This window comes from Gulbenkiania mobilis (genome assembly GCA_004346645.1).
In the GTDB taxonomy this organism is placed as follows: Bacteria; Pseudomonadota; Gammaproteobacteria; order Burkholderiales; family Chromobacteriaceae; genus Gulbenkiania; species Gulbenkiania mobilis.
In genome coordinates this window covers 14,559-36,883 of the sequence record SMDA01000012.1, presented here as the reverse complement: position 1 = coordinate 36,883, position 22,325 = coordinate 14,559, and the positions used below count along the sequence as shown (strand labels likewise).

Sequence of the window (22,325 nt, the reverse complement as noted above, 5' to 3'; positions counted from 1 at the left end):
CCAAAAGCAGGTTCATGATGTCGTCCTCGTGCAGCCCCTCCTGCTTCGCACGCGTCACCGCCTCCGTCAAACTCTCACTCAAAATCGCTCGGGCCTTGGCCAAGCCCTGCGCACGCAGTTCTTGGGCTTCAGCCTCGGCGCGGGCTTCGCCGACGATGCGAATACGCAGTGCCTGGGCTTCCTGCTCGGCAGCCTCCTTCTCGCGCTGGGAAGTGACCACCCGGTTGAACGAGGCCTGTACTTCGGCAGAGACCGTCGGCTGATCAACGAGTACGCCCACGACGCGGTAGCCATACGCGGAGAGGCGCTCTACCAAGGCTTCTTCCACTTCGGCGGCCAGACGCTGCCGGTCTTCGTAGAGCTCCTGCAGTTCCATCGACGCCGTCGAAGAGCGCAGCGTGTTGAGCACCCAGGTCGAGACCTGTTCGGCCGGGTTGGCGAGCTGGTAGTAGGCGTCGGCAGCGCGTTCCTCCACTGCCTGGACCATGATGGCCACCGGCAGCGAAACGAACATGTTGTCGCGGGTCTTCACTTCGACCTGGGCCTGCAACTCGCGGATGCGCAAGTCGACAACCCGGGCCACGTTTTGTACGAATGGGATGATCCAGTTGAGACCGGGCTTGAGGGTTCGGGAGTAGCGGCCGAAGGTTTCGACGATGGCGGCTGTCTGCTGCTTGACGATGCGCACGCCGGCCAGCACCAGAAAGACGATGAATATGGCAACGGGTAGGAAGAACATGATCGCTCCTAGGTAAGGGACGCGATGATTATGTCATCCTCCTGTGACAAACACGACCGGGCGCAAGGTTGGCCGAAAATCTGCTTCGGCCAACCCTTCATTGGCTTTAGAGGCGGAAGCGTGCGACCAGCCGCGCCAGTTCATCCCCCAGGCGACGCAGTGCCTCGGTGGCCTGCTGGGCTTCGCCCAGCGAATGGTCGGTCTGGCTGACCATGGCATGGATGGCTTCGATATGGCGGGCAATGTCCTGGCTGGCCGACGACTGCTCGGCGGTGGCGGAGGCGATGTCGCTGACGGTGGCGACCACGGCCTGGCTTCGGTCCCGGATGATGCCGATCGACACAGCGGCCTGCTCGGCCATCCGCACGCCGCCATCCACCTGTTCCAGTGTTTGGGACATGCTGGCGCTGGCCAGGCGCGTTTCACTCTGGATGCGCTCGATCATACCGCCGATCTCCAGCGTGGCCTGTGCGGTACGCTCTGCCAGCTTGCGCACCTCATCGGCCACCACCGCAAAGCCGCGCCCCTGCTCGCCCGCCCGGGCGGCCTCGATCGCCGCATTAAGAGCGAGCAGATTGGTCTGGTCGGCAATGTCGTGGATGACCCCCACGATTCGGCTGATCTCTTCCGAACGGTTGTCCAGTCCGGATAGGGTGTCGGCCAGGCCATGCACCGTTTCCGCCATCCGGCCGATCTCGTGCGCGGTGGCGACCACTTCATCCGACACGCCGCCTGCAAGTTCGCTGGCTTCATCGGCCAGGCCGTGGGCACGCTGTGCGGCATCGGCGATATGGGTGATGCTGACCGACAGCTCCTCGATGCTGGAAGCAGTCGCATGTGCTGCCTGCGATTGGCCCGCCGAGGTGGAGCGCAGGCGTGTCATTTCCCCTGAAAGATCGTGGGCGGCGCCATTTAGGGTCTGGCTGTTTTGTTGCACCTCCCCCATCATCCCTTGCAGTGCGTCGATAAAACGGTTGAAGGCACTGGCGACCACACCGATCTCGTCACCGCTGTGGATGTCCAGCCGACGCGTCAGGTCGCCTTCGCCACTGGCCAGCTCGCCCATCGCGGTACGCAGCGCTTCCAGCGGGCGCAACAGCCATCCGGTCAGCGCAGCCAGCAACAGCACGATCACGCCGAGAATGAGCACACTGATCCCCACAGCCTTCCACTGGGCCTGCTTGACCGGCGCCAGCGCGGTCTCCAGCGGAATCGAGATGCGTACCGACCAGGCCGCCGCCGTGCTTCCCACCCGCACTGGCACTAGAAAATGGTAGAAGCCGTCAGCGCTCGCGTACTCGTACGCGGCACTATGACCGATGGCCTCGCGCGCCTCGGCGGGCAGATCCGGGTCCGGTTTGCCCAGCGCTGCGGAAGGTAACCCGGCGAGTGCCGCCCCGCCATGCGAGTAGATCGACATGTAAGCCCAAGCCGTAGGGTTTGATCTTTTCCGCCATGCCCTGCAGGGCCGTCAGCGCCACATCGCAGCCGGCCACACCGAGTACACGCCCATCGGCCACCATAGGGAAGGAGACGGTGCCCATCAGGATCTTGATATCACTGTCTACGTAGGGCTCGGTCAGCACGGGTCGCCCTTGCTGCTTGGGCTCGGTATAGTAGGGGCTTTCGTCCACACCCTCTGTGCCGTAGATCACGTCGGTCTTGCCCTCCTTGCGATACCAGTACACCCCGTAGCGTCCACCCGTCGGCCCAGTGTGCTGGCTGTCCTGCCCGTCGAAGGCGTTGGCTTCCCATATGACGAAATAGCCGACGGCCTGCGGATGGACCGCCACCTGCGCCCGTACCACCTCCGATAGCCGTTGCCGTCCTTCGGCCGACGGTTGGCTGCGCAGTGCGAGGCTGGCCTGTGCCAGCGCGCGCGTGCTGTAGTACGCCTCCTCCAGTGAGCGCTGCACGGTGCCCGCCTCACGCTCGGCGATCAGGCGGGCTTCCTTGAGCGTGGCCTCGCGGGCCGCCTGATAGTGGGTGTAGGCATTGAACCCGATGAGGATGGCAAAGCCGAGCAATGCCAGCAGGGCACAGCCCGCCACCAGCTTGCGTTTGATGGTAGACAGCATGGAAACCTCGCGCAGGTCAGGTTGTTATGGTTTTGTTACATGGTAGCGGGCCCGGCCGTTCTGCGGGTAAACCCTTTATCAGGGTGTCGCTTTCAGGAAAGAAAAAGGCCCGCACGGGGCGGGCCTTGTCCGGGACGGCGGCTGGTTGCTCAGTCCAGGCGTTCGATCCGGGCCCCCACAGCATTGAGTTTTTTCTCGATGTGTTCGTAACCGCGGTCCAGATGATAGATGCGGTCCACGATCGTCTCGCCTTCGGCCACGAGGCCGGCAATCACCAGCGAGGCCGAGGCCCGCAGGTCGGTGGCCATCACCGTTGCGCCGGACAGCTTTTCCACCCCCTTGACGATGGCGGTGTTGCCTTCCACCTCGATACGCGCGCCCATGCGGTTGAGTTCGGGTACATGCATGAAGCGGTTCTCGAAGATGGTTTCGGTGACCACAGCTGCCCCTTCGGCTACGGTGTTCAGCGTCATCAGCTGGGCCTGCATGTCGGTGGGGAAGGCCGGGTAGGGCAGGGTGCGCACGTTCACCGCCTTCGGGCGTTGCTTCATGTCCAGCGAGATCCAGTCGTCCCCCGCCTCGATGATGGCGCCGGTCTCGACCAGCTTGTCGAGGATGGCCTCCATGGTCTTGGGTGCTGCGTTGCGCAGCACCACGTGGCCCCGGGTCATGGCGGCGGCAACGAGGAAGGTACCTGCCTCGATCCGGTCCGGCATGATGTCATGCTGCGCGCCGTGCAGCCGCTCCACGCCCTCGATCACCAGACGGTCGGTGCCGATGCCCGAGATGCGTGCGCCCATCTTGTTGAGGCAGAGCGCCAGATCGGTGACTTCGGGCTCGCGGGCAGCGTTTTCCAGTACGGTGGTGCCTTCGGCCAAGGTGGCGGCCATCAGCAGGTTCTCGGTGCCGGTGACCGTCACCATGTCCATGACGACGGTGGCGCCGCGCAGCCGCTTGGCACGGGCCTTCACGTAGCCGTGCTCGATCGTGACTTCCGCCCCCATCGCCACCAGTCCCTTGATGTGCTGCTCGATCGGGCGGCTGCCGATGGCGCAGCCACCGGGCAGGCTAACGGTGGCCTCGCCGAAGCGCGCCAGGGTCGGGCCCAGCACCAGGATGGAAGCGCGCATCGTCTTCACCAGTTCGTACGGCGCCACCAGATTGCCGATGTGTGCGGCGGTAATCTCGACTTCGCGGACATTGTCCGTCATCACACGGGCGCCCATCTCCTGCAGCAGCCGCTGGGTGGTGTTGACGTCGCGCAGCATGGGCACGTTGCCCAGCCTTAGGGTATCGGCGGTCAGCAGGCCAGCACAGAGGATGGGCAGCGCGGCATTCTTGGCGCCCGAGACACGGATCTCGCCGTTGAGCGGGCCGTTGCCGTGGATCAGAAGTTTCTGCATGGTATCAGCCCTGCTGTTGAGCCCATTCTTCGGGGCTCAGGGTTTTCATTGACAGCGCGTGGATTTCCGCACGCATCCGGTCGCCCAGCGCCTGGTACACCAGCCGGTGGCGTTCTACGCGGTTTTTGCCCGAGAAAGCGGCCGCCACGATTACGGCCTCGAAGTGTTGGCCATCGCCCGCCACGGTCAGGTAGTCGCAGGTCAAGCCTGCGGCGATGTACTGTTGAACCTGTTCTGCAGTAACCATGCACGTATCCTGGAAGATTTCTTTGTCAATGACGGAGCTTGTAGCCGCGGTCGATCAGGCGGATCGCAAGAAACGCCAAGGCACCTGTGGCGGTGGCCAGCACCCCCAGCGATAGCCAGGGGCTGACGTCGGCCTGGCCGAAAAAGCCGTAGCGGAAGCCGTCAATCATATAAAACACGGGGTTCAGGTGCGAGACCGCATACCACAGCGGCGGCAGCCCCTTGATGGAGTAGAACACGCCCGACAGGAAGGTCAGCGGCATGATCAGGAAATTCTGGAAGGCTGCGAGCTGGTCGAATTTTTCGGCCCAGATGCCGGCAATCACCCCCAGCGTGCCCAGCAGGGCCGAGCCCAGCAATGCGAACAGCAATACCCATCCCGGGTGCTCGGGCCAGGAGAGGCCGAACCACCCGGTGACCACCAGTACGCCTGCCCCTACAGCCAGTCCACGTACCACCGCAGCCAGCAGATAGGCACCGAAGAATTCCGAGGCGGTCAGCGGCGGCAGCAGCAGGAAGACGATGTTGCCGGTGATCTTGGACTGGATGAGGCTGGATGAACTGTTGGCAAAGGCGTTCTGCGCCATCGACATCATCGCCAGCCCGGGAATCAGGAAGGCGGTGTAGCTCACGCCCGGGTAGGCTTCCACATGCTGCGACAGCACGTGCGAAAAGATCAGCTGGTATAGCAGCGCGGTGAGCACCGGGGCGGCCACCGTCTGGAAGGACACCTTCCAGAAGCGGACCAGCTCCTTCTTGAACAGTGTGAGGAATCCCTGCATTAAACGCTTCCTCCATGCATCATGCGCACGAAGACGCTTTCAAGGTCGGTCTCGCCCACCGACAGCTCCCGTACCTCCACTGCGGCAGTGCGCAGCGTGGCGAGGACGGTTTCGAGCTGGGCGATTTCCGCAAGGGCCAGCACCACGCGCCCGTTCTCTTCGCGCACCTTCAGGCTTTCGAGCGCAGGCGGCAGCTTGGCCGAAAGCTTCAGCGACACCTCGCGTGCCACGCTGTGCGCCAGGAGCTTTTCTTTTTCCTCCAGCGCGATCAGCCGGCCCTTCTTCAGCATTGCGATGCGGTTGCAGAGGGTCTCCGCTTCTTCCAGATAGTGGGTGGTGAGCACGATCGTATGGCCGGCGGCGTTGAGTTCGCGGATGAACACCCACAGGCTCTGGCGCAGTTCCACGTCCACGCCGGCGGTCGGCTCGTCCAGCACGATCACCGGCGGCCGGTGTACCAAGGCCTGGGCCACCATCACGCGGCGCTTCATGCCGCCCGAGAGCGCACGCATGTTGGCGTCGGCCTTGTCCGATAGCCCCAGCTTGAACAGCAGCTCGTCGATCCAGGCATCGTTGCGGGCCAAGCCGAAGTAGCCAGACTGGAAACGCAGCGTCTCGCGCACGCTGAGGAAAGGGTCGAACACCAGCTCCTGCGGCACCACACCCAGACTCATCCGCGCAGCGCGGAAGTCGTCGACCACATCGTGGTTCATGATGCGGATGCGGCCTTCGCTCGGCCGCGACAGGCCTGCCATGGCAGAGATGAGGGTGGTCTTGCCGGCCCCGTTGGGGCCTAAGAGGGCGAAGAATTCGCCCGGTTCGACGGTGAAGCTGACGTTGTCGAGCGCCGTGAAGGCACCGTAACGCTTGCTGACCGACTGGATTTCGATCGCCGGCATGGAAAGGGCGCCACGCAAAAAGCGCAATTATAGCGCCCGCTTAAAGACGGGGGGAGAGATTCTCCAGGACTTCGGACCGGAAGAGCCCGCGATAGAGGTAGGCGAGGACATCGCCCGCCTGATGCTCCAGATCGAAGCAGCCACTGTCCTCAAGGCTCAGGTCGATCATGCCGTTGTGGATGGATTGCAACGCACAGGCCGCCAGCGTCGGGTCCACGTGCGGCAGGGTCTGGTGCCGGTCGCAGGCAAGTTGGAAAATCTGGCGGAGGACATCCTGCCCTTCCCGCATGTGCGCCACACACTCATCATGGATGGGCGCCAGCTCGTCGACGTGTTCGCTGCGCTTGAGGAGGATGAGCAGGATGCGGCGTATCTGCGGCTCGGAGGCAATCACCCGGTTGACGTTGAGGCTGTGGGCCCACAGCGCCTGCGCCGGGTCGGCCTCGGCTGCGGTCAGCAGTTCGGTGCGGATGGTGTCGAAGGCCGGGGCAACCCGGTCGAGCATGGCGCGATAGAGGTCCAGCTTGTTCTCGAAGTGCCAGTACACCGCGCCGCGCGTCAGGCCGGCAGCGGTGGCGATGTCAGCCAGCGTGGTCTTGGACACGCCCTTGACGCTGAACAGCTGTTCGGCGGTGTCCAGGAGCAGACAGCGCGTTTGCTCCGCTTCTTCACGGGTGCGTCGGACCATGCGGACCTCTCCTGCCATCAAAGCCTGTTTTCACGATAAGGGGATTGTACCTCTTGCCCAATCAAATTTACATACATGCAAGAACGTATGTAAAATACCAGAGATCGTTATGCCGCCTGCTTGCGACCGGACATGGCTTTATAAGCATTCGGAGAGTAGGATGGCCCAGGATTGGCACACTTCAAGGAATCAGAAAATGAGGAAAGAACACCCGAACCGCATTCCGGTCCCGCGTTGGCTGGTGCTGACCGTGCTGGCCGTCAGCTTGGCAGCCTGCGGCAAGAAGGAAGGGTCGGCCGAAGGCGCGGCCCAGGCGATGCCGCCGATGCCGGCCCCGGTCCTGCACGTTGCGCCCCACGATGTTCCCGTGACTTTCGAGTACGTTGGCCAGGCCGCGGGCTCGCGAGAGGTGGAAGTACGTGCCCGCGTAGGGGGCATCTTGCTGGACCGCGCCTACACCGAAGGACGCCCGGTGAAGAAGGGTGATCTGCTGTTCCGTATTGACCCCGAACCCTTCCAAGCGGCCCTGGATCAGGCCGCCGCCAATCTGAAAGTGCAGGAGTCGCAGCTGGTGCGGGCCAAGCAGGATTACGAGCGCATCCTGCCCCTGTTCAAGGAGAACGCTGTCAGCCAGAAAGACCGCGACGACGCGGTGGCGGCCTATGCCGCGGCGCAGGCTTCGGTTGCAGCCGCGCGGGCGCAGCTCAAGGAGGCGCAGATCAACCTGAACTACACCCGTGTCACCGCGCCGATTTCGGGAATGACCAGCCAGGAGGTACGCTCCGAGGGCAGTCTGGTGGTGGCCAACAGTGAGAGCAGCCTGCTGACCAAGATCTCGCAAATGGATCCGATCTACGTCAATTTCAGCATGTCCGACACCGACATGCTGAATATCCGCCAACAGCAGGAGTCGGGACGGCTGAAGCTTTCCACCGGCGGTGACTTCAGCGTGTCGCTCAAGCTCGCCGACGGCAGCAGCTACGACCGTGTGGGCCGCCTGAACTTCACCGACAACATCGTCGACAGCGCCACCGGCACCGTGCGTTCGCGTGCCACTTTTGCCAACCCGCAGGGCCAGATCCTGCCGGGGCAGTTCGTGCGCGTCCAGCTCAAGGGTGCCGTGCGCGCCAACACCATCACCGTGCCGCAACGGGCGGTTCTGACCAGCCAGCAGGGCAAGATGGTGTGGGTGGTGGGGGCCGGCAACAAGGTGGAGCCGCGCCCGATCACCGTATCGCAGGCGGTGGGCAGCGACGTGGTGGTGGAGCAGGGCCTCAAGGCCGGCGACCAAGTGGTGGTGGAGAACATCATCAAGATCCGCCCCGGCATGACCGTGAAGCCGCAGCCGGTACAGCCGGCCGCGACCGATGCTTCCGCCCCGGCCAAGCAGGGCTGAGGCAAGGAGACCTGATCCATGTTTTCCGCTTTCTTCATCCGCCGCCCGATCTTTGCGACGGTGCTCTCGATCGTGATCCTGCTGGCCGGCCTGGCTGCCCTCAAGGCACTGCCGGTGGAGCAGTACCCGCAGATCGTGCCGCCTTCGGTATCGGTGATGGCGACCTATCCCGGCGCTTCGGCCGAGGTGATTGCCGAGACCGTGGCCGCGCCGCTGGAGCAGGCCATTAACGGCGTGGACGACATGCTGTATGTGCAGTCGTTCAGCTCCAGCAACGGCACGCTGTCGCTCAACGTAACCTTCAAGATCGGCACCAATCCCGATCAGGCGGCGATCAACGTCAACAACCGCGTCCAGTCGGCGCTCTCGCAGCTGCCCGAGGAGGTACGCCGGCAGGGGGTGAACGTGCAGAAGCGTTCGTCGTCCTTCTTGCAGGTGATCTCGCTCTATTCGCCCGACAACCGCTACAACACACTGTTCATGAGCAACTATGCGCTCCTGAACGTGGTGGACGAGCTGCGGCGGATCCCGGGCGTGGGCGAGGTGCAGAACTTCACCGCGCAGGACTACTCGATGCGTATCTGGCTACGGCCGGACAAGCTGGCGCAGCTACGGCTTACACCCGGTGACGTGGCCCAGGCCATCCGTGAGCAGAACTCCCAGTTTGCTGCAGGCAAGATCGGGGCAGAGCCGCTGCGCCAGGCGACCGAGTTCACCTACACCGTGACCACCCAAGGGCGCCTGGCCGAACCGGAAGAGTTCGAGAACATCATTGTCCGCGCCAACCCCGACGGCTCCAAAGTGCGGGTCAAGGACGTGGCGCGCGTGGAGCTCGGGGCGCTCAACTACAACTTCTTCGGCAAGCACAACGGCAAGCCCTCGATCCCGATCGGGATCTTCCTTGCGCCGGGCGCCAACCAGCTCGACACCGCCAAGGCCGTAGAGGCCACCATGCAGCGGCTGGCGGCGAAGTTTCCGCAGGGCATGTCGTTCGGCATCCCCTACGACACCACCCGCTTCGTGGAGGTGTCGATCCGCGAAGTGATCCACACCTTGGTCGAGGCCATGGTGCTGGTGTTCCTGGTGGTATACCTCTTCCTCCAGAACTGGCGTGCCACGCTGATTCCCTGCCTGGCAGTGCCGGTGTCGATCGTGGGTACCTTTGCCGGCATGTACCTCCTTGGCTTCTCGATCAACACGCTGACGCTGTTCGGCATGGTGTTGGCGATCGGGATCGTGGTGGACGATGCAATCGTGGTACTGGAGAACGTCGAGCGCATCATGATGCAGGAGGGGCGCCCACCGATGGAGGCGACGCTGCAGGCAATGCGCGAGGTATCCGGCCCGGTGGTGGCCATCGTGCTGGTACTGTGCTCGGTGTTCGTACCGGTGGCCTTCCTCGGCGGGATCGCTGGGCAAATGTACAAGCAGTTCGCCATTACCATCGCGATGTCGGTGACGATTTCCGGGCTGGTGGCACTGACGCTGACTCCGGCGCTGTGTGCGCTCCTGCTCAAGCCCGAGCATCAGCACACCCACCATCTCTTTGACAAGTTCAACGCCTTCTTCGACCGCGCTACCATGCGCTACACCAGTGGTGTGCGCTTCCTGATCAAGCGGGTGGCAGTCGGCCTGCTGCTGTTCGTGGGGCTGGTGGTGGCCACCGTCGGCCTGTTCCGCATCATTCCGTCCAGCCTGGCACCGGAAGAGGATCAGGGCTATGTGCTCTCGGCTACCTTCCTGCCGGACGGCGCAGCGATCACCCGCACCGCCACGGCGATGAACCAGCTCGATGCGATGCTGATCAAGAACCCGGCAGTGAAGGACGTGATGAGCTTCGCCGGCTTCGACATCCTCTCGGGCTCCAATAAGAGCAATGCCGGTGTGACCTTCGTGACGCTGAAGCCGTGGGATGAGCGCACCACCCAGGAGACGCAGGCGCAGTCGATCGTGCAGCAGATCTTTGGCATGGGCATGCAGGTAAAGGATGCCTTCGTGCTGGCGTTCAACCCGCCGCCGATTTCGGGCATGTCCAACACCGGGGGGTTTGAAGGCTACGTGCAGAGCCGTGCCGGCGGCAGCCCGCAGGCGCTGGGCGAGATTACGCAGAAGCTGGTGGCCGCCGCCTCCAAGCGGCCCGAGCTGACCGGGCTGCAGACGACCTTTTCGGCCAACGTGCCCCAGCTGTTCGTGAAGCTGGACCGTGAGAAGGCCAAGGCGCTGGGCGTGCCGATCAACAGTGTGTTCGACACCATGCAGAGCACCTTCGGCTCGCTGTACGTGAACGACTTCAACAAGTTCGGCCGCATTTTCAAGGTGCAGCTGCAGTCCGAAGCCGAGTTCCGCACCAAGGTGGAGGATCTGCGATCGGTGTACGTGCGTTCGCAGAGCGGCCAGATGATCCCGCTGACGGCCCTGGTCAACATCGAGCAAAGCACTGGCCCTGAAACGCTCGAGCGCTTCAACGTGTTTGCCGCCGCCAAGATCGTGGGGGGGCCGGCGCCGGGGTACAGCTCGGGTGAGGCGCTGACCGCGATGGAGCAGGTGGCGGCCGAAGTGCTGGGCGAGGACTACACCCTGGCATGGACCGGCTCGGCCTTCCAGGAGAAGTCCACCGGCGGTTCGTCGGCCATCGTGTTCGTGTTCGGCATCATCATGGTGTTCCTGATCCTGGCCGCACAGTACGAGCGCTGGACCCTGCCGGTGGCGGTGCTGATGGCGGTGCCCTTCGCCGTCTTCGGCGCCCTGGCGGCCAACTGGCTGCGTGGCCTGGCCAACGACGTGTACTTCCAGGTGGCCCTGGTCACGCTGATCGGCCTGGCCGCCAAGAACGCGATCCTGATCGTGGAGTTCGCCGTACTCAAGATGGAGGAGGGGCTGAGCTTTGCTGACGCCGCCATCGAAGCGGCCAAGCTGCGCTTCCGTCCGATCATCATGACCTCGCTGGCGTTCATCCTGGGCTGCGTGCCACTGGCAATCTCCAGCGGTGCCGGCGCGGCCAGCCGTCACTCGATCGGCACCGGTGTGATCGGCGGGATGTTGGCGGCCACCTTCATCGCCACCTTCTTCATCCCCCTGTTCTTCATGCTCATCATGAAGCTCACGCATCGCAACAAGCCGATCGTGCTCAAGAAAAAGACCGAAGGAGACGCTGCCGATGTTTAAGCGAACCCTGCTGGCCACGCTGGTGGCCACAACTCTGGCCGGCTGCGCCATCGGCCCGGACTACACCCGCCCGGTGGCCGACCTGCCGACAGCCTGGCCCGGCGCTTCGGCCAACGTTGCTGCGGTTGATCACCAGTGGTGGACCGGCTTTGGCGACCCGGTGCTCGACAGCTTGGTCGGTGAAGCGCTGACGTACAACCGCGATCTGGCCGCAGCGGCGGCCCGGGTCGACGAGGCGCGGGCGGCGGCCGGTCTGGCGCGTGCCAACCTGCTGCCAGCCCTCAATGCCAATGCCGGCTACCAGCGAGCCCGCCAGTCGGCCGAGGTGACCGCGCCCGGCACACCGCTGGTCGGGGACGTGCGCCAAGCCAATGCCGTGTTGTCCTGGGAACTGGACCTCTGGGGCCGGCTGCGCCGCGCCAACGAGGCCGCCCGGGCCGAAGTGACCGCATCGGCCGCCAACCGCGACGCATTGCAGCTGTCTCTGGCGGCCCAGGTGGCTCAGACCTATTTCCAACTGCGTGCCTTGGATGCCCAGTACGACATCGCACGGCGCACCCTGGAAAGCCGCGAGGAGGCACTGCGGCTACGCGAGAAGCGCTACCGTGGCGGCATGACGTCCGAACTGGATTACCGGCAGGCCGAGGCCGAGGCCGCCAGTGCCCGCTCCACCGTACCGTCGCTGCGCCAGTCGGTGGAGCAGACAGAGCATGCCTTGGCGGTACTCGTCGGCCGCTCGCCGCGGGCTCTGGTGGAAGGCCCGGTGGGCCGCGGTAAGGCATTGGGCGCCTTTGTGCCGCCGCCGGTGGTTCCCGCCGGCCTTCCTTCCGACCTCTTGGTGCGTCGTGCCGACGTGGCCGCGGCCGAGGCCCAGCTGGTGGCGGCCAACGCCCGTATCGGTGTGGCCCGGGCTGCCTATCTGCCCACGATCAGCCTGACCGGTGCACTGGGCAGTGAAAGCACCTCACTCAGCGGCCTCTTCTCTGGCCCGGCCCGGACCTGGAGTTTCGTGGGCAACCTTGCCGCGCCGATCTTCGACTTTGGTCGCACCGCAGCGGGGGTCGAGGCGGCCAACGCCCGGCAGCGTCAGGCGCTGGCCGGCTACGAGCGTGCCTTGCAGACGGCTTTTGCCGAAACGCTGGATGCGCTGTCCCAAGGCCGTGCCGCCCGCGAACGGCAGCAGGCCGAGGCCACGCGCCTGGCCGCACTCAACGAGGCGCTGCGTCTGGCGCGGTTGCGTTACGACAATGGCTATGCCACCTATCTGGATGTGCTGGATGCGGAGCGTGGGGTTTTCCAGGCAGAGCTGAGCCTGGTGGACACCCGTCTTGCCGCCCTCAATGCTTCCGTGTCCTTGTACAAGGCGCTGGGCGGGGGGTGGCAGCAGGTCCCCCAAGGCTGAGCTCCTTGCTGCTGGGTGTCGGCCCCGCCTCGGCGGGGTTTTTTCATGCTCTGTCTGGCTGACGTAGGTATTGACCGTTACCGAAAGGACGCTGTGAAGGCATGAAAAAGGGCACCCCTCAGGGTGCCCCGAAACCGGGCAGCAGGATTTACTGGGCTGCGGAGGCATCCACTGGCACCGCCTGCGTGGCGGGGTCCGTAGGCACCGGGACCAGTTCGTCGATGTCCAGGTCGTCGGTGGGGCTGCCATCGTTGAGTTGTGGCGTTCCCACTTGCTGCGCACGCAAGGCCAGATAGGCATCGCGGGTATAGCTGTAAGGGTCGAGGGCGGCCTCTTCCACGGTCTTTTCCATGCCGAGCAGACGTTCGCGGACGCTGACCGCGTTCACGCCGATGCCGACGCTACGGCTGGTGTGGGTGGGCCAGGCCTCCCCCGTCGGGTCGGCTGCGATGTTCACCGCCGTGCCCAGGCCATCCCGCACTGTCGAGGGTCCCAGAAGTGGCAGTACGAGATAGCTGCTGCTCTTCCAGCCCCAGCGGGCCAGGGTATCGCCAAAGCCGGCCTTGTAGCTCTTCAGGCCGGCGGGGGTGGCGATGTCGATCAGGCCGAATAGCCCGAAGGTACTGTTGATGGCCACGCGCATGACGTCGTTAAGCGCACGCTCAGGCTCGGCCTGCAGCACGTGATTGAGGGCGCTCTGCACATCACGCAGGTTGCCGAAGAAGTTGCTGACCGCAGTACGGGCCGGCTGGGGGGTGACGGTGCGGTAGCCTTGGGCCAGGGGTTTCATCACGGCCCGGTCGGCCACGTCATTGAAGCGGTATACCGCGCGGTTCATCGGCTCCAGCGGGTCCTGCGGCGAGGTGGGGGCCGAGGCACAGCCGGTGGTGGCCAGTACGGCTGCGAGAAGTACGGTAGAGGCGAGTTTCATGCCGCAGTGTTCCCTTCGAGTCGTCCCAGCCAGGGGCCGAGTCCGTAAAGTGCAGCCAGCCCGTGCAGGCTGGCCGGAAGATGCGCCACACTGACGCGGTGGCCGGCGGAGCCGGCGGCGCGCAGCGTTTCCAGGATCAGAGCCAGGGCCGACGAGTCCGCAGAGGTCACGCCGGAGAGGTCCAGCGTGACATCGTCATTCCGGGCGGCCGCCTGCCACAGGCCGAACAGCTGTTCGGCCTGTGCAAGATCCAATCGTGCCGACGGGCAGGTCAGAACCTTCATTGGGGGCTCAGCCTGCGCGCGCCACCGGCGGCACGCTGTCGTTTTTTGTGCGTAGCACTTTGATCAGGCCGTCGATGCCGTTCTTGCGGATTTCCTCGTTGAACTGGTTACGATACACCGTCACCAGGCTCGCGCCTTCCACGATGACGTTGTACACGCGCCAGCCCTGCGGGGTGCGGTAGAGGATGTAGTCCACCGACACCGGCTTCTTGTCGGCACTGTTGGGCAGCAGCACCTCGCTGCGTACGGTGGCCTCGCGGCCGTCCGGCGTCAGCGTTGCATTGGGCTTCACGTCGATCTGCGCCTGCTTGAAGCGCCACATCGTCGACGCATAGGTTCGGGTAAGCAGCGACTGGAACTGGCTGGACAGCTCGGCCTGCTGGTCGGGCGTGGCATCGCGCCAGCCACGGCCCACGGCCAGGGCGGTCATGCGCTTGAAGTCGAACTTCGGCACGACCAGCGCCTCCACTTGCGCGCGCACCTGGCGCGAGTTCTTGCCGTCATCTTTCTTCAGCAGGTCAAGGACCTGGCGCGAGGTGTCGGAGACCAGGTCGACCGGGTTGGACGACTCGGCGTGCGCCGCCGCCAGCGAAAAGCCCACAAAAGCCGCCAGGGCGATAAAAAGGCGTTTCATCATTTCGGTGTGTATTCCAAAGAGTGATACAGAGGTTCGGTAGGCGGTGCGTCCGGTCACTGCGCCGCGCTTGCGGCCGGCCCACTGTCCGGGCGTTCGGCCACGCTGGTCATGAACTTGCCGATCAGCTGCTCAAGCACGAGTGCAGAAGAGGTAATGGTGATGCGCTCACCCGGTTTCAAGTCTTCCTCGTCACCGCCTTGCACCAACCCGATGTACTGCTCACCGAGCAGGCCAGAGGTGAGGATCTCGGCACTGACGTCCCGGCTGAAGCGGTAGCGGCTATCCAGCGAGAGCGTCACCTGCGCAATGTAGCGCTTGGTGTCCAGCTGGATGTCCGCTACGCGGCCGACCACGACGCCGGAGGATTTAACGGGCGCCTTCACCTTCAGCCCGCCGATGTTGTCGAAGTCCGCGTACAGCACATAACTCTCGCGGGCGCTGGTGGGGGTGAGGTTGGCCACCTTCAGTGCGAGGAAGGTGACGGCCATCAGGCCGATTGCCACGAACAGGCCGACCCACAGGTCAATAGTAGAGCGTTTCATCCAATCCGTTCCTAAAACATGAAGGCTGTCAGGACAAAGTCCAGTGCGAGCACGGCAAGTGCCGAGGTGACCACGGTGCGCGTGGTGGCGGCCGATACGCCCGCTGCAGTGGGCTGGGCGTCATAGCCCTCGAAAACGGCAATCAGCGTGACGGCCGCCCCGAAGACCAGGCTCTTGATCAGGCCGTTGACCACGTCCACGTACAGGTCGACGGCATTTTGCATCTGGGACCAGTAGGTGCCTTCGTCGATGCCGATCAGCAACACGCCGACAAGATAGCCGCCGAAGATCCCCATCATGTTGAAGAGTGCGGCCAGTACCGGCATCGACAGTACGCCGGCCCAGAAGCGCGGGGCCACGACGCGCGCGATCGGGTTGACCGCCATGACGTTCATGGCGTCCAGCTGCTCGGTGGCCTTCATCAGGCCGATTTCCGCCGTCATCGCGCTGCCTGCACGGCTGGCGAAGAGCAGTGCTGCGAGCACCGGGCCCAGTTCGCGCAGCAGCGCCAGCGCGACCACCGCGCCCAGCGCGTCGGCCGAGCCGAACCGCACCAGGGTGGTGTAACCCTGCAGGCCCAGCACCATGCCCACGAACAGGCCGGACACGGTGATGATGATCAGCGATAGCACCCCGGCGAAGTAGACCTCGCGGATGGTGAGGCCGAAGCGCGTGAGACTCTGGCCCGAGTACAGCAGGATGGCGCCGAAGAAGCGGGCTGCGAACCCCAAGCGCCAGATGGCGTTGATGGTGAGGTGGCCGAGCTTGCGCCACGGCGCGGCAATGGTCTCAAACACCGGACTCTCCCTGAAAACCGAGGTCTTCGGCCAACGTGCGTGCGGCCGGATAGGCGAAATGCACCGGGCCGTCCGGCTGGCCGGAGACGAACTGCCGCACCCAGGGCGAGTCGGAAGCACGTACGGCCTCGGGCGTGCCTTCAGCGATAATCTCGCCATTGGCCACGAAGTAGACGTAGTCGACGATGTCGAGCGAGGTATGCACGTCGTGGGTGACCATCAGTGCGGTGGTGCCCAAGGTGTCGTTGAGCTTCTTGATCAGATGGCCGATCACACCCAGCGAGATCGGGTCCAGCCCGGTGAAGGGCTCGTCGTACAGCATCAGCGCCGGGTCGAGCGCGATCGCGCGCGCCAGTGCCACACGACGCGCCATGCCGCCTGAAAGTTCGCCGGGCATCAGGTCCTGGGTGCCGCGCAGGCCGACAGCGGCCAGCTTCATGATGACGAGGTCGCGGATCATCGACTCCGGCAGGCGGGTGTGTTCGCGCAGAGGAAAGGCCACGTTCTCGAACACAGACAGGTCGGTGAACAGGGCGCCGAACTGGAACAGCATGCCCATGCGCCGGCGGTGCTCGTAGAGCGCGCGGCCCGACAGGGTGGCCACGTCCACGCCGTTCACACGCACCTCGCCCGACTGCGGCCTGACCTGGCCGGAGATCAGCCGCAGCAGCGTGGTCTTGCCGCTACCGCTGCCGCCCATGATGGCCACGAGCTTGCCGCGCGGTACGGTCAGGTTGAGGTTCTTCAGAATCGGCCGCTCGCCATAGGCGAACGAGACATTCCTGAATTCGATGAATGTGTCCAAGGGGGAACCCGGGTGTGTGCTGTACAAAACAGCGGCAACAAACGAAAACAGGGGCCGCAATGCTGCGCCCCTAGATGACGGAATTATAAAGGTTTTCCCTGTCGTCCGACAAGCCGGGCGATGGGGCCTAATGACGGATGGGTTTTGCGGGGTGCCCGGGCCGAGGGCCAGCACCCCGTAACGGCTCAGACGCCGCGCAGCAGGTCGTTGATGCTGGTCTTGCTGCGGGTCTGAGCGTCCACCTTCTTCACGATCACGGCGCAGTAAAGGCTGTGGCTGCCATCCTTGGCCGGCAGGCTGCCCGATACCACCACCGAACCCGGCGGCACACGGCCGTAGCTGACCTCGCCGGTCTCACGGTCGTAGATCTTGGTGGACTGGCCGATGTAGACACCCATCGAGATCACCGAGCCTTCGCCCACGATCACACCCTCGACAATCTCGGAACGGGCGCCGATGAAGCAGTTGTCCTCAATGATGGTGGGGTTGGCCTGCAGCGGCTCCAGCACTCCGCCGATGCCCACACCGCCGGAGAGGTGCACGTTTCTGCCGATCTGCGCGCAGGAGCCGACCGTCGCCCAAGTGTCCACCATGGTGCCTTCGTCCACGTAGGCGCCGATATTCACATAGGAGGGCATCAGCACGGTATTGCGGGCGATGAAGCTGCCCTTGCGTGCCACGGCGCCCGGCACGACGCGGAAGCCGGCTTCCTGGAAGCGGCTTTGGTTCCATTCGGCGAACTTGGTGTCCACCTTGTCGAAATAGCGGCTCACTCCGTCGTCCGACACTGCATTGTCGCGGATGCGGAAGGACAGCAGCACGGCCTTCTTCACCCACTGGTGCGTCACCCATTCACCGTCGATCTTCTCGGCCACGCGCAGGCGGCCGGCGTCCAGTTCGTCGATGACCTGACCGATGGCTGACTTGAGCTCGGCCGATACGGTGGCGGGAGTGAGGGCGGCGCGTTGTTCGAACGCTTCTTCGATCAGGGCCTGGATCGGGTGCATGTGATTGAGTCCTTTGGCGAGATGGATGGAAACCGTCATGTCTCTCAAGTGCTGGGGTTCGTGATTCGGGAAACGAAGCGGACAATGCGGTACGCCGCTTCGATGCATTCTTCGAGGGGGGCAACCAGGGCCAGCCGGACGTAGCCGCGGCCCGGGTTGGTGCCGTGCGCGTCACGCGCCAGAAAACTGCCGGGCAGGACGGTGACGTGCTCGGCCTCGAACAGGGCACGGGCGAATGCGGCGTCGTCCCCGTCAGGCACGCGTGCCCAGAGGTAGAAGCCCGCTTCAGGACGGCACACGTCCAGCACCGAAGCCACCTGTCCGGTTACGGCGTCGAACTTCGCGGCATACAGCGCACGGTTGGCCGAAACATGGCTCTCGTCGTTCCAAGCTGCCACGCTGGCTGCCTGGAACACCGGCGACATGGCACTGCCGTGATAGGTGCGGTAAAGCAGGAATTTTTCGAGGAGTGCGGCATCGCCGGCGACGAAGCCCGAGCGCATCCCCGGCACATTGGAGCGCTTGGAAAGGCTGGTGAACATTACCAGGCGCTCAAAGCCGCGCCCCAGCCTGGAAGCAGCTTCCAGGCCGCCCAGCGGAGGCGCATCAAAGTAGATTTCCGAATAGCATTCGTCGCTGGCGATGACAAAACCGTAGCGGTCGGAGAGCGCAAACAGCGTCTGCCAGTCCTCCAGACGCATCACCGCACCGGTGGGGTTGCCCGGCGAGCACACGAACACCAGCCGGGTGCGCTGCCATACCGATTCGGGCACGGCCTTCCAGTCCGGCTGAAAGCGGTGCGCGGCGGTGCAGTTGACATAGAAGGGCTCGGCCCCCGCAAGCAGTGCTGCCCCCTCGTAAATCTGGTAAAAGGGATTGGGTGAGATCACCACCGGACGCTCGGGGCCGCTGGCGTCGATGACTGTCTGCACGAAGGCGAACAGGGCCTCGCGGCTGCCGTTGACCGGTAGCACCTCCCGCGCTGCATCCACGGCAACGCCGTAGCGGCGAGCCAGCCAGCCAGCGCAGGCAGTGCGTAGCGCCTCGCTGCCGAGCGTGGCCGGGTAGGCAGACAACCCTTCCAGTGAGCCGGTCAGAGCAGTCTTCACCACATCCGGTGCCGGATGCTTGGGTTCGCCAATCGACAGATTGACATGCCTAAGGTCGGCAGGCGGCTGTGCACCGGCCAGCAGGCCACGCAGACGCTGGAAGGGGTAGGGCTGCAACTGGGCGAGGTGGGGATTCACACCGGCTCCTTGCGACGCAACAAAAGCGTCCATCTTACAGAAAACATCATGGATCTTGTAAAACAAAAAAGGCTGGCGGTGCTGTGTGCCATGACCTCGGCGCTGGTATGGGGACTCATGTGGTTTCCGTTCCGCCACATGGCCGAGGCAGGCGTTTCTACCGCCACCACCTCGCTGATGGTCTATCTCGTTTCCATCGCGCTCGGCGGCGTGGTGTTCTTCGACACCTACCGCCGCCAGCTGCGCTTCGAGCGGGTGCTGGTGCCGCTGACGCTGCTCTACGGCTGGTGCAACTTCAGCTATACCTGGGCGGTGTCCGAAGGACAGGTCATGCGCGTGCTGCTCCTGTTCTATCTGTCGCCGCTGTGGACGGTGTTCTTTTCCAGCCTGCTGCTGCACGAACGCCTGACCCGGCGCGGCTGGCAGGTGGTGGCCATGTCGCTGACGGGCTGTGCGGTGATCCTGTACCGGCCCGGCCTGTTTGACGGCGCGCTGCCGCTGTCCACCCGGGCGGAGTGGCTGGCGCTGTCGGGCGGGGTGGCGTTTGCGTTGGGGAATGTCATCAGTCGTCAGGCGCAGGGTTTGCCGGTACCGGTGAAGTCGGCGTCGGTATGGCTGGGGGTGGCTGGCTTCGGCCTTGGGGCGCTGCTGGTGCGCGGCGACCTGGCCGAGATCGGTGCGGTGTCTGGCTGGCAGTGGCTGGTGCTGCTGGCGCTGGGTGCCACGCTCTTGGCCACCAGTGTGATTTCCATGCATGGGCTGACCATTCTGCCCGCCACCCAGGTGATGACCCTGATGCTGATGGAGCTGGTGTTTGCCGCCCTGTCGGCCTATTTCCTGGCGGGCGAGCGCATGAGCCTGAGCGAATGGGCCGGCGGTGCCCTGATTGGCGGGGCCAGCCTGCTCTCGGGCGGGATGACCGAAAAGCGGCGTCCGACTGTGCCGGCCCCGGCGCCCCCGGCTGCCTGAGCGAACCGAACGGGCGACGGGTCTTGCGTACCGGCGAGAGTGCGCTTTATGCTGGTTATTATTTCCACAATTCTGGAAACATGGAATCAAGCACTGCTGTGACCATGCTGGCGGCGTTGGCGCAACCTTCCCGGCTGGCGGTGTTCCGCCTGCTGGTAGAGACGGGCCCGGCCGGGCTAACGGCCGGACAGATCGGCGAGGCACTGTCGCTTGCGCCTGCCACCCTGTCCTTTCACCTCAAGAGCCTGTGCGGCGCAGGGCTGGCCGAAGGCGTGAGCGAGGGGCGGTTTATCCGCTACTGCGCCCGTTTCGAGGCGATGAACGCGCTGGTGGGCTATCTGACCGAGAACTGCTGCCGCGCCTCGCCAGAGGCCGGGTGCGGTCGCTGCTGAAGGGCCTGCGATTGAAACGTCGCCCTCTGGATGTTGTCGCCCCCGCGCCGGCCCATGCAGCGCCTTTCTATACCGTGCAGCGGGACAGTCCACGTATCCGTCTGGGTGAGGGCGAGGCCGTCTGGGTGCTGACCGATCCGGCTTTCCCCTGCCTCTGCCGGCCGATGGGCCTGCGCCGGGCATGCAGCGGCTGGCCCTGACGAACCGGACGTGGGCCGACCCGGCGGGCTTACCGTAGAGCGTGCCACAGACCGCGCCCTCATGTGTCGGCCTCACCGGCCTTAAGAACATCGAAACCCTCGTTTCGCGCTAAAGAAAGAAGGAAGCCATGAACTTGCCCCTGACCGTGCTCGTCCTGTGCACCGGCAACTCCGCACGCAGCATTCTGGGCGAAGCCCTCTTCAACCATCTCGGCCGGGGGCGCTTTCGCGCCTACAGTGCCGGCAGCCAGCCCACCGGGCACGTGCATCCCCTAGCCTTGCGCACGCTGGCCGCCCACGGGCTTGCGAGCGAAGGCTACGTCAGCAAGAGCTGGTCGACCTTTGCCGCTGCCGATGCACCATCAATCGACATCGTGATCACCGTGTGCAGCAGCGCTGCGGGCGAAGCCTGTCCCATCTGGCGGGGCCAGCCGCTACGCGGCCATTGGGGCGTGGATGATCCGGCCGCGGCAACGGGCAGCGAGGTGGACCGGCTGGCGGCGTTCGAGAGGGCGTATGCGCTGCTGCGCGCCCGCGTCGAAGCCCTGACGGCCTTGCCGGTGGAGACCATGGACGCGCCCGCGCTGGAGCAGGCCCTGCGCGAGATCGGCACACGATGAAAAAGATGCGGTCGGAACCGGCGGCGGCCGGCATGGGGATGTTCGAGCGCAACCTCACCTGGTGGGTGCTAGGCTGCATCATCGCAGGCGTGCTGCTGGGGCGTGTGGCGCCCGATTTCTTTCAGGGGCTGGGCCGGATGAAGCTGGCCGAGGTCAACCTACCCGTGGCGGTACTGATCTGGCTGATGATCATCCCCATGCTGGCCAAGGTGGACTTTGCTGCCTTGCAACAGGTGGGACGGCATGCGCGCGGAATCGGGGTGACGTTAGGGGTCAACTGGCTGGTCAAACCCTTTTCCATGGCCCTGCTGGGCTGGGTGTTCGTGCGCCATCTGTTTGCCCCGTGGCTGCCCGCCGAACAGATCGACAGCTACATCGCCGGTCTGATCCTGCTGGCCGCTGCCCCCTGCACGGCCATGGTGTTCGTATGGAGCGGGCTGTGCCGTGGCGATGCAACCTTCACCCTGAGCCAGGTCGCTCTCAACGACGCCATCATGCTGGTGGCGTTCGCCCCGCTGGTGGGGCTGCTGCTCGGCCTGTCGCGCATCGTGGTACCGTGGGACACGCTGGCGGTTTCGGTGCTGCTTTTCATCGTGGTGCCGGTCATCCTCAGCCAGCTCTTGCGGCGGCTACTGATGGCTCGGGGAGGGCGGGCGCGGCTGGATGCGGCAATGCAGCGGGTGGGCCCGGCATCGCTGGCCGCCCTGCTGCTGACGCTGGTGCTGCTGTTCGCCTTTCAGGGGCCCCAGATCCTGGCCCAGCCGCGTGTGATCGTGCTCTTGGCCGTGCCGATCGTGATCCAGGTGTACTTCAATGCCCTTCTGGCGTACTGGCTTAACCGGCATCTGAAGGTGGCGCACTGTGTAGCCGGCCCTTCGGCGCTGATCGGGGCCAGTAATTTCTTTGAGCTGGCGGTGGCCACGGCGATTGCCCTGTTCGGTTTCGAGAGTGGGGCAGCCTTGGCTACGGTGGTCGGCGTGCTGATCGAGGTGCCGGTCATGCTGTCTGTGGTGGCGATCGTTAATCGCAGCCGCCCTTGGTACGCTGCCCGTGCGCCGTTGACCTGAGCACGCGTCCCCCCTCAGACGGGCCGCGC

At 64.6% G+C, this 22,325-nt stretch carries 24 protein-coding genes; 8 read left to right on the top strand and 16 right to left on the bottom strand.

Annotated elements, in window-relative coordinates; translation table 11 throughout:
• The 8 genes from EV669_RS13710 to EV669_RS13675 form a co-directional block, all read right to left on the bottom strand.
• Positions 1–739: SPFH domain-containing protein (locus EV669_RS13710; RefSeq protein ID WP_132098983.1), on the bottom strand; the 739-nt coding region annotated here is incomplete at its 3' end.
• Positions 740–845: 106 nt separating this feature from the next.
• Complete coding sequence (locus EV669_RS13705) at positions 846–2,159, bottom strand: methyl-accepting chemotaxis protein (protein ID WP_132098982.1); 1,314 nt, start codon at positions 2,157–2,159, stop codon at positions 846–848.
• The gene (locus EV669_RS13700; protein ID WP_132098981.1) at positions 2,050–2,817 is read right to left on the bottom strand and encodes a cache domain-containing protein; all 768 of its coding nucleotides are present in this window, start codon (positions 2,815–2,817) and stop codon (positions 2,050–2,052) included. Before EV669_RS13700 ends, EV669_RS13705 begins: the two co-directional genes overlap by 110 nt.
• 149 nt (positions 2,818–2,966) lie before the next feature.
• Positions 2,967–4,220, bottom strand: coding sequence for a UDP-N-acetylglucosamine 1-carboxyvinyltransferase (murA, locus tag EV669_RS13695; RefSeq protein WP_054286974.1), 1,254 nt, complete (start codon positions 4,218–4,220; stop codon positions 2,967–2,969).
• 4 nt (positions 4,221–4,224) lie between these two features.
• On the bottom strand, positions 4,225–4,467 hold the full coding sequence (locus tag EV669_RS13690; protein WP_055434527.1) for a BolA family protein: 243 nt from the start codon (positions 4,465–4,467) through the stop codon (positions 4,225–4,227).
• Positions 4,468–4,492: 25 nt separating this feature from the next.
• Positions 4,493–5,248, bottom strand: a complete 756-nt coding sequence (locus tag EV669_RS13685; RefSeq protein WP_054286972.1) for an ABC transporter permease — start codon at positions 5,246–5,248, stop codon at positions 4,493–4,495.
• Complete coding sequence (locus EV669_RS13680) at positions 5,248–6,147, bottom strand: ABC transporter ATP-binding protein (protein ID WP_054286971.1); 900 nt, start codon at positions 6,145–6,147, stop codon at positions 5,248–5,250. The genes EV669_RS13685 and EV669_RS13680 overlap by 1 nt, the downstream gene beginning before the upstream one ends.
• 40 nt (positions 6,148–6,187) lie before the next feature.
• Entirely contained in the window at positions 6,188–6,835 is a 648-nt protein-coding gene (locus tag EV669_RS13675; protein ID WP_132098980.1) for a TetR family transcriptional regulator, read from the bottom strand.
• Positions 6,836–7,031: 196 nt separating this feature from the next.
• Between EV669_RS13675 and EV669_RS13670 the strand changes: the two genes are divergently transcribed.
• From EV669_RS13670 to EV669_RS13660, 3 genes are read left to right on the top strand one after another with little or no spacing between them, the layout of a single operon-like run.
• Complete coding sequence (locus EV669_RS13670) at positions 7,032–8,231, top strand: efflux RND transporter periplasmic adaptor subunit (RefSeq protein ID WP_132098979.1); 1,200 nt, start codon at positions 7,032–7,034, stop codon at positions 8,229–8,231.
• An 18-nt stretch (positions 8,232–8,249) separates the two neighbouring features.
• A complete protein-coding gene (locus tag EV669_RS13665; protein WP_132098978.1) occupies positions 8,250–11,396 on the top strand; it encodes an efflux RND transporter permease subunit in 3,147 nt (1,048 codons plus the stop codon).
• Positions 11,389–12,798, top strand: coding sequence for an efflux transporter outer membrane subunit (locus tag EV669_RS13660; RefSeq protein ID WP_132098977.1), 1,410 nt, complete (start codon positions 11,389–11,391; stop codon positions 12,796–12,798). Before EV669_RS13665 ends, EV669_RS13660 begins: the two co-directional genes overlap by 8 nt.
• 148 nt (positions 12,799–12,946) lie before the next feature.
• Here the strand turns inward: EV669_RS13660 and EV669_RS13655 are convergent, their stop codons facing one another.
• The 8 genes from EV669_RS13655 to dapC all read right to left on the bottom strand — a co-directional run bounded on the left by EV669_RS13655 (position 12,947) and on the right by dapC (position 19,048).
• Entirely contained in the window at positions 12,947–13,729 is a 783-nt protein-coding gene (locus tag EV669_RS13655; protein ID WP_132098976.1) for an MlaA family lipoprotein, read from the bottom strand.
• The gene (locus EV669_RS13650) at positions 13,726–14,013 is read right to left on the bottom strand and encodes an STAS domain-containing protein (RefSeq protein ID WP_072242910.1); all 288 of its coding nucleotides are present in this window, start codon (positions 14,011–14,013) and stop codon (positions 13,726–13,728) included. Before EV669_RS13650 ends, EV669_RS13655 begins: the two co-directional genes overlap by 4 nt.
• A gap of 7 nt (positions 14,014–14,020) precedes the next feature.
• Positions 14,021–14,647, bottom strand: a complete 627-nt coding sequence (locus EV669_RS13645; RefSeq protein ID WP_132098984.1) for an MlaC/ttg2D family ABC transporter substrate-binding protein — start codon at positions 14,645–14,647, stop codon at positions 14,021–14,023.
• A 56-nt stretch (positions 14,648–14,703) separates the two neighbouring features.
• Complete coding sequence (mlaD, locus tag EV669_RS13640; protein WP_054286964.1) at positions 14,704–15,192, bottom strand: outer membrane lipid asymmetry maintenance protein MlaD; 489 nt, start codon at positions 15,190–15,192, stop codon at positions 14,704–14,706.
• Between the two features lie 11 nt (positions 15,193–15,203).
• Positions 15,204–15,989, bottom strand: coding sequence for a lipid asymmetry maintenance ABC transporter permease subunit MlaE (gene mlaE / locus EV669_RS13635; protein ID WP_054286963.1), 786 nt, complete (start codon positions 15,987–15,989; stop codon positions 15,204–15,206).
• Positions 15,982–16,794: an ABC transporter ATP-binding protein gene (locus tag EV669_RS13630; protein WP_054286962.1), complete on the bottom strand. Its 813-nt coding sequence runs from the start codon at positions 16,792–16,794 to the stop codon at positions 15,982–15,984. Before EV669_RS13630 ends, mlaE begins: the two co-directional genes overlap by 8 nt.
• 185 nt (positions 16,795–16,979) lie before the next feature.
• Positions 16,980–17,801 (bottom strand): 2,3,4,5-tetrahydropyridine-2,6-dicarboxylate N-succinyltransferase, encoded by an 822-nt coding sequence (gene dapD / locus EV669_RS13625; protein ID WP_132098975.1) that lies wholly within the window; start codon positions 17,799–17,801, stop codon positions 16,980–16,982.
• Positions 17,802–17,845: 44 nt separating this feature from the next.
• The gene (gene dapC, locus EV669_RS13620) at positions 17,846–19,048 is read right to left on the bottom strand and encodes a succinyldiaminopimelate transaminase (protein ID WP_054286982.1); all 1,203 of its coding nucleotides are present in this window, start codon (positions 19,046–19,048) and stop codon (positions 17,846–17,848) included.
• Positions 19,049–19,096: 48 nt separating this feature from the next.
• Here dapC and EV669_RS13615 point away from each other — a divergent pair, with 48 nt between their 5' ends.
• The 5 genes from EV669_RS13615 (at position 19,097) to arsB (ending at position 22,296) form a co-directional block, all read left to right on the top strand.
• Positions 19,097–20,017, top strand: coding sequence for a DMT family transporter (locus tag EV669_RS13615; protein WP_132098974.1), 921 nt, complete (start codon positions 19,097–19,099; stop codon positions 20,015–20,017).
• Positions 20,018–20,097: 80 nt separating this feature from the next.
• Entirely contained in the window at positions 20,098–20,409 is a 312-nt protein-coding gene (locus EV669_RS13610; RefSeq protein WP_054286959.1) for an ArsR/SmtB family transcription factor, read from the top strand.
• 11 nt (positions 20,410–20,420) lie between these two features.
• Positions 20,421–20,609: a hypothetical protein gene (locus tag EV669_RS13605; RefSeq protein WP_132098973.1), complete on the top strand. Its 189-nt coding sequence runs from the start codon at positions 20,421–20,423 to the stop codon at positions 20,607–20,609.
• A 128-nt stretch (positions 20,610–20,737) separates the two neighbouring features.
• A complete protein-coding gene (locus EV669_RS13600; protein ID WP_132098972.1) occupies positions 20,738–21,229 on the top strand; it encodes an arsenate reductase ArsC in 492 nt (163 codons plus the stop codon).
• Between the two features lie 5 nt (positions 21,230–21,234).
• On the top strand, positions 21,235–22,296 hold the full coding sequence (gene arsB, locus EV669_RS13595; RefSeq protein WP_055434542.1) for an ACR3 family arsenite efflux transporter: 1,062 nt from the start codon (positions 21,235–21,237) through the stop codon (positions 22,294–22,296).
• Positions 22,297–22,325: the final 29 nt, after the last annotated feature.

What these genes read in the sequence shown, in the direction of transcription:
- EV669_RS13705 (WP_132098982.1), bottom strand. Translation starts at nt 2,159, where the DNA reads ATGTCGATCTACTCGCATGGCGGGGCGGCACTCGCCGGGTTACCTTCC.
- EV669_RS13700 (WP_132098981.1), bottom strand. Translation starts at nt 2,817, where the DNA reads ATGCTGTCTACCATCAAACGCAAGCTGGTGGCGGGCTGTGCCCTGCTG.
- murA (WP_054286974.1), bottom strand. Translation starts at nt 4,220, where the DNA reads ATGCAGAAACTTCTGATCCACGGCAACGGCCCGCTCAACGGCGAGATC.
- EV669_RS13690 (WP_055434527.1), bottom strand. Translation starts at nt 4,467, where the DNA reads ATGGTTACTGCAGAACAGGTTCAACAGTACATCGCCGCAGGCTTGACC.
- EV669_RS13685 (WP_054286972.1), bottom strand. Translation starts at nt 5,248, where the DNA reads ATGCAGGGATTCCTCACACTGTTCAAGAAGGAGCTGGTCCGCTTCTGG.
- EV669_RS13680 (WP_054286971.1), bottom strand. Translation starts at nt 6,147, where the DNA reads ATGCCGGCGATCGAAATCCAGTCGGTCAGCAAGCGTTACGGTGCCTTC.
- EV669_RS13675 (WP_132098980.1), bottom strand. Translation starts at nt 6,835, where the DNA reads ATGGTCCGACGCACCCGTGAAGAAGCGGAGCAAACGCGCTGTCTGCTC.
- EV669_RS13670 (WP_132098979.1), top strand. Translation starts at nt 7,032, where the DNA reads ATGAGGAAAGAACACCCGAACCGCATTCCGGTCCCGCGTTGGCTGGTG.
- EV669_RS13665 (WP_132098978.1), top strand. Translation starts at nt 8,250, where the DNA reads ATGTTTTCCGCTTTCTTCATCCGCCGCCCGATCTTTGCGACGGTGCTC.
- EV669_RS13660 (WP_132098977.1), top strand. Translation starts at nt 11,389, where the DNA reads ATGTTTAAGCGAACCCTGCTGGCCACGCTGGTGGCCACAACTCTGGCC.
- EV669_RS13655 (WP_132098976.1), bottom strand. Translation starts at nt 13,729, where the DNA reads ATGAAACTCGCCTCTACCGTACTTCTCGCAGCCGTACTGGCCACCACC.
- EV669_RS13650 (WP_072242910.1), bottom strand. Translation starts at nt 14,013, where the DNA reads ATGAAGGTTCTGACCTGCCCGTCGGCACGATTGGATCTTGCACAGGCC.
- EV669_RS13645 (WP_132098984.1), bottom strand. Translation starts at nt 14,647, where the DNA reads ATGAAACGCCTTTTTATCGCCCTGGCGGCTTTTGTGGGCTTTTCGCTG.
- mlaD (WP_054286964.1), bottom strand. Translation starts at nt 15,192, where the DNA reads ATGAAACGCTCTACTATTGACCTGTGGGTCGGCCTGTTCGTGGCAATC.
- dapD (WP_132098975.1), bottom strand. Translation starts at nt 17,801, where the DNA reads ATGCACCCGATCCAGGCCCTGATCGAAGAAGCGTTCGAACAACGCGCC.
- EV669_RS13615 (WP_132098974.1), top strand. Translation starts at nt 19,097, where the DNA reads ATGGATCTTGTAAAACAAAAAAGGCTGGCGGTGCTGTGTGCCATGACC.
- EV669_RS13610 (WP_054286959.1), top strand. Translation starts at nt 20,098, where the DNA reads ATGGAATCAAGCACTGCTGTGACCATGCTGGCGGCGTTGGCGCAACCT.
- EV669_RS13600 (WP_132098972.1), top strand. Translation starts at nt 20,738, where the DNA reads ATGAACTTGCCCCTGACCGTGCTCGTCCTGTGCACCGGCAACTCCGCA.
- arsB (WP_055434542.1), top strand. Translation starts at nt 21,235, where the DNA reads ATGCGGTCGGAACCGGCGGCGGCCGGCATGGGGATGTTCGAGCGCAAC.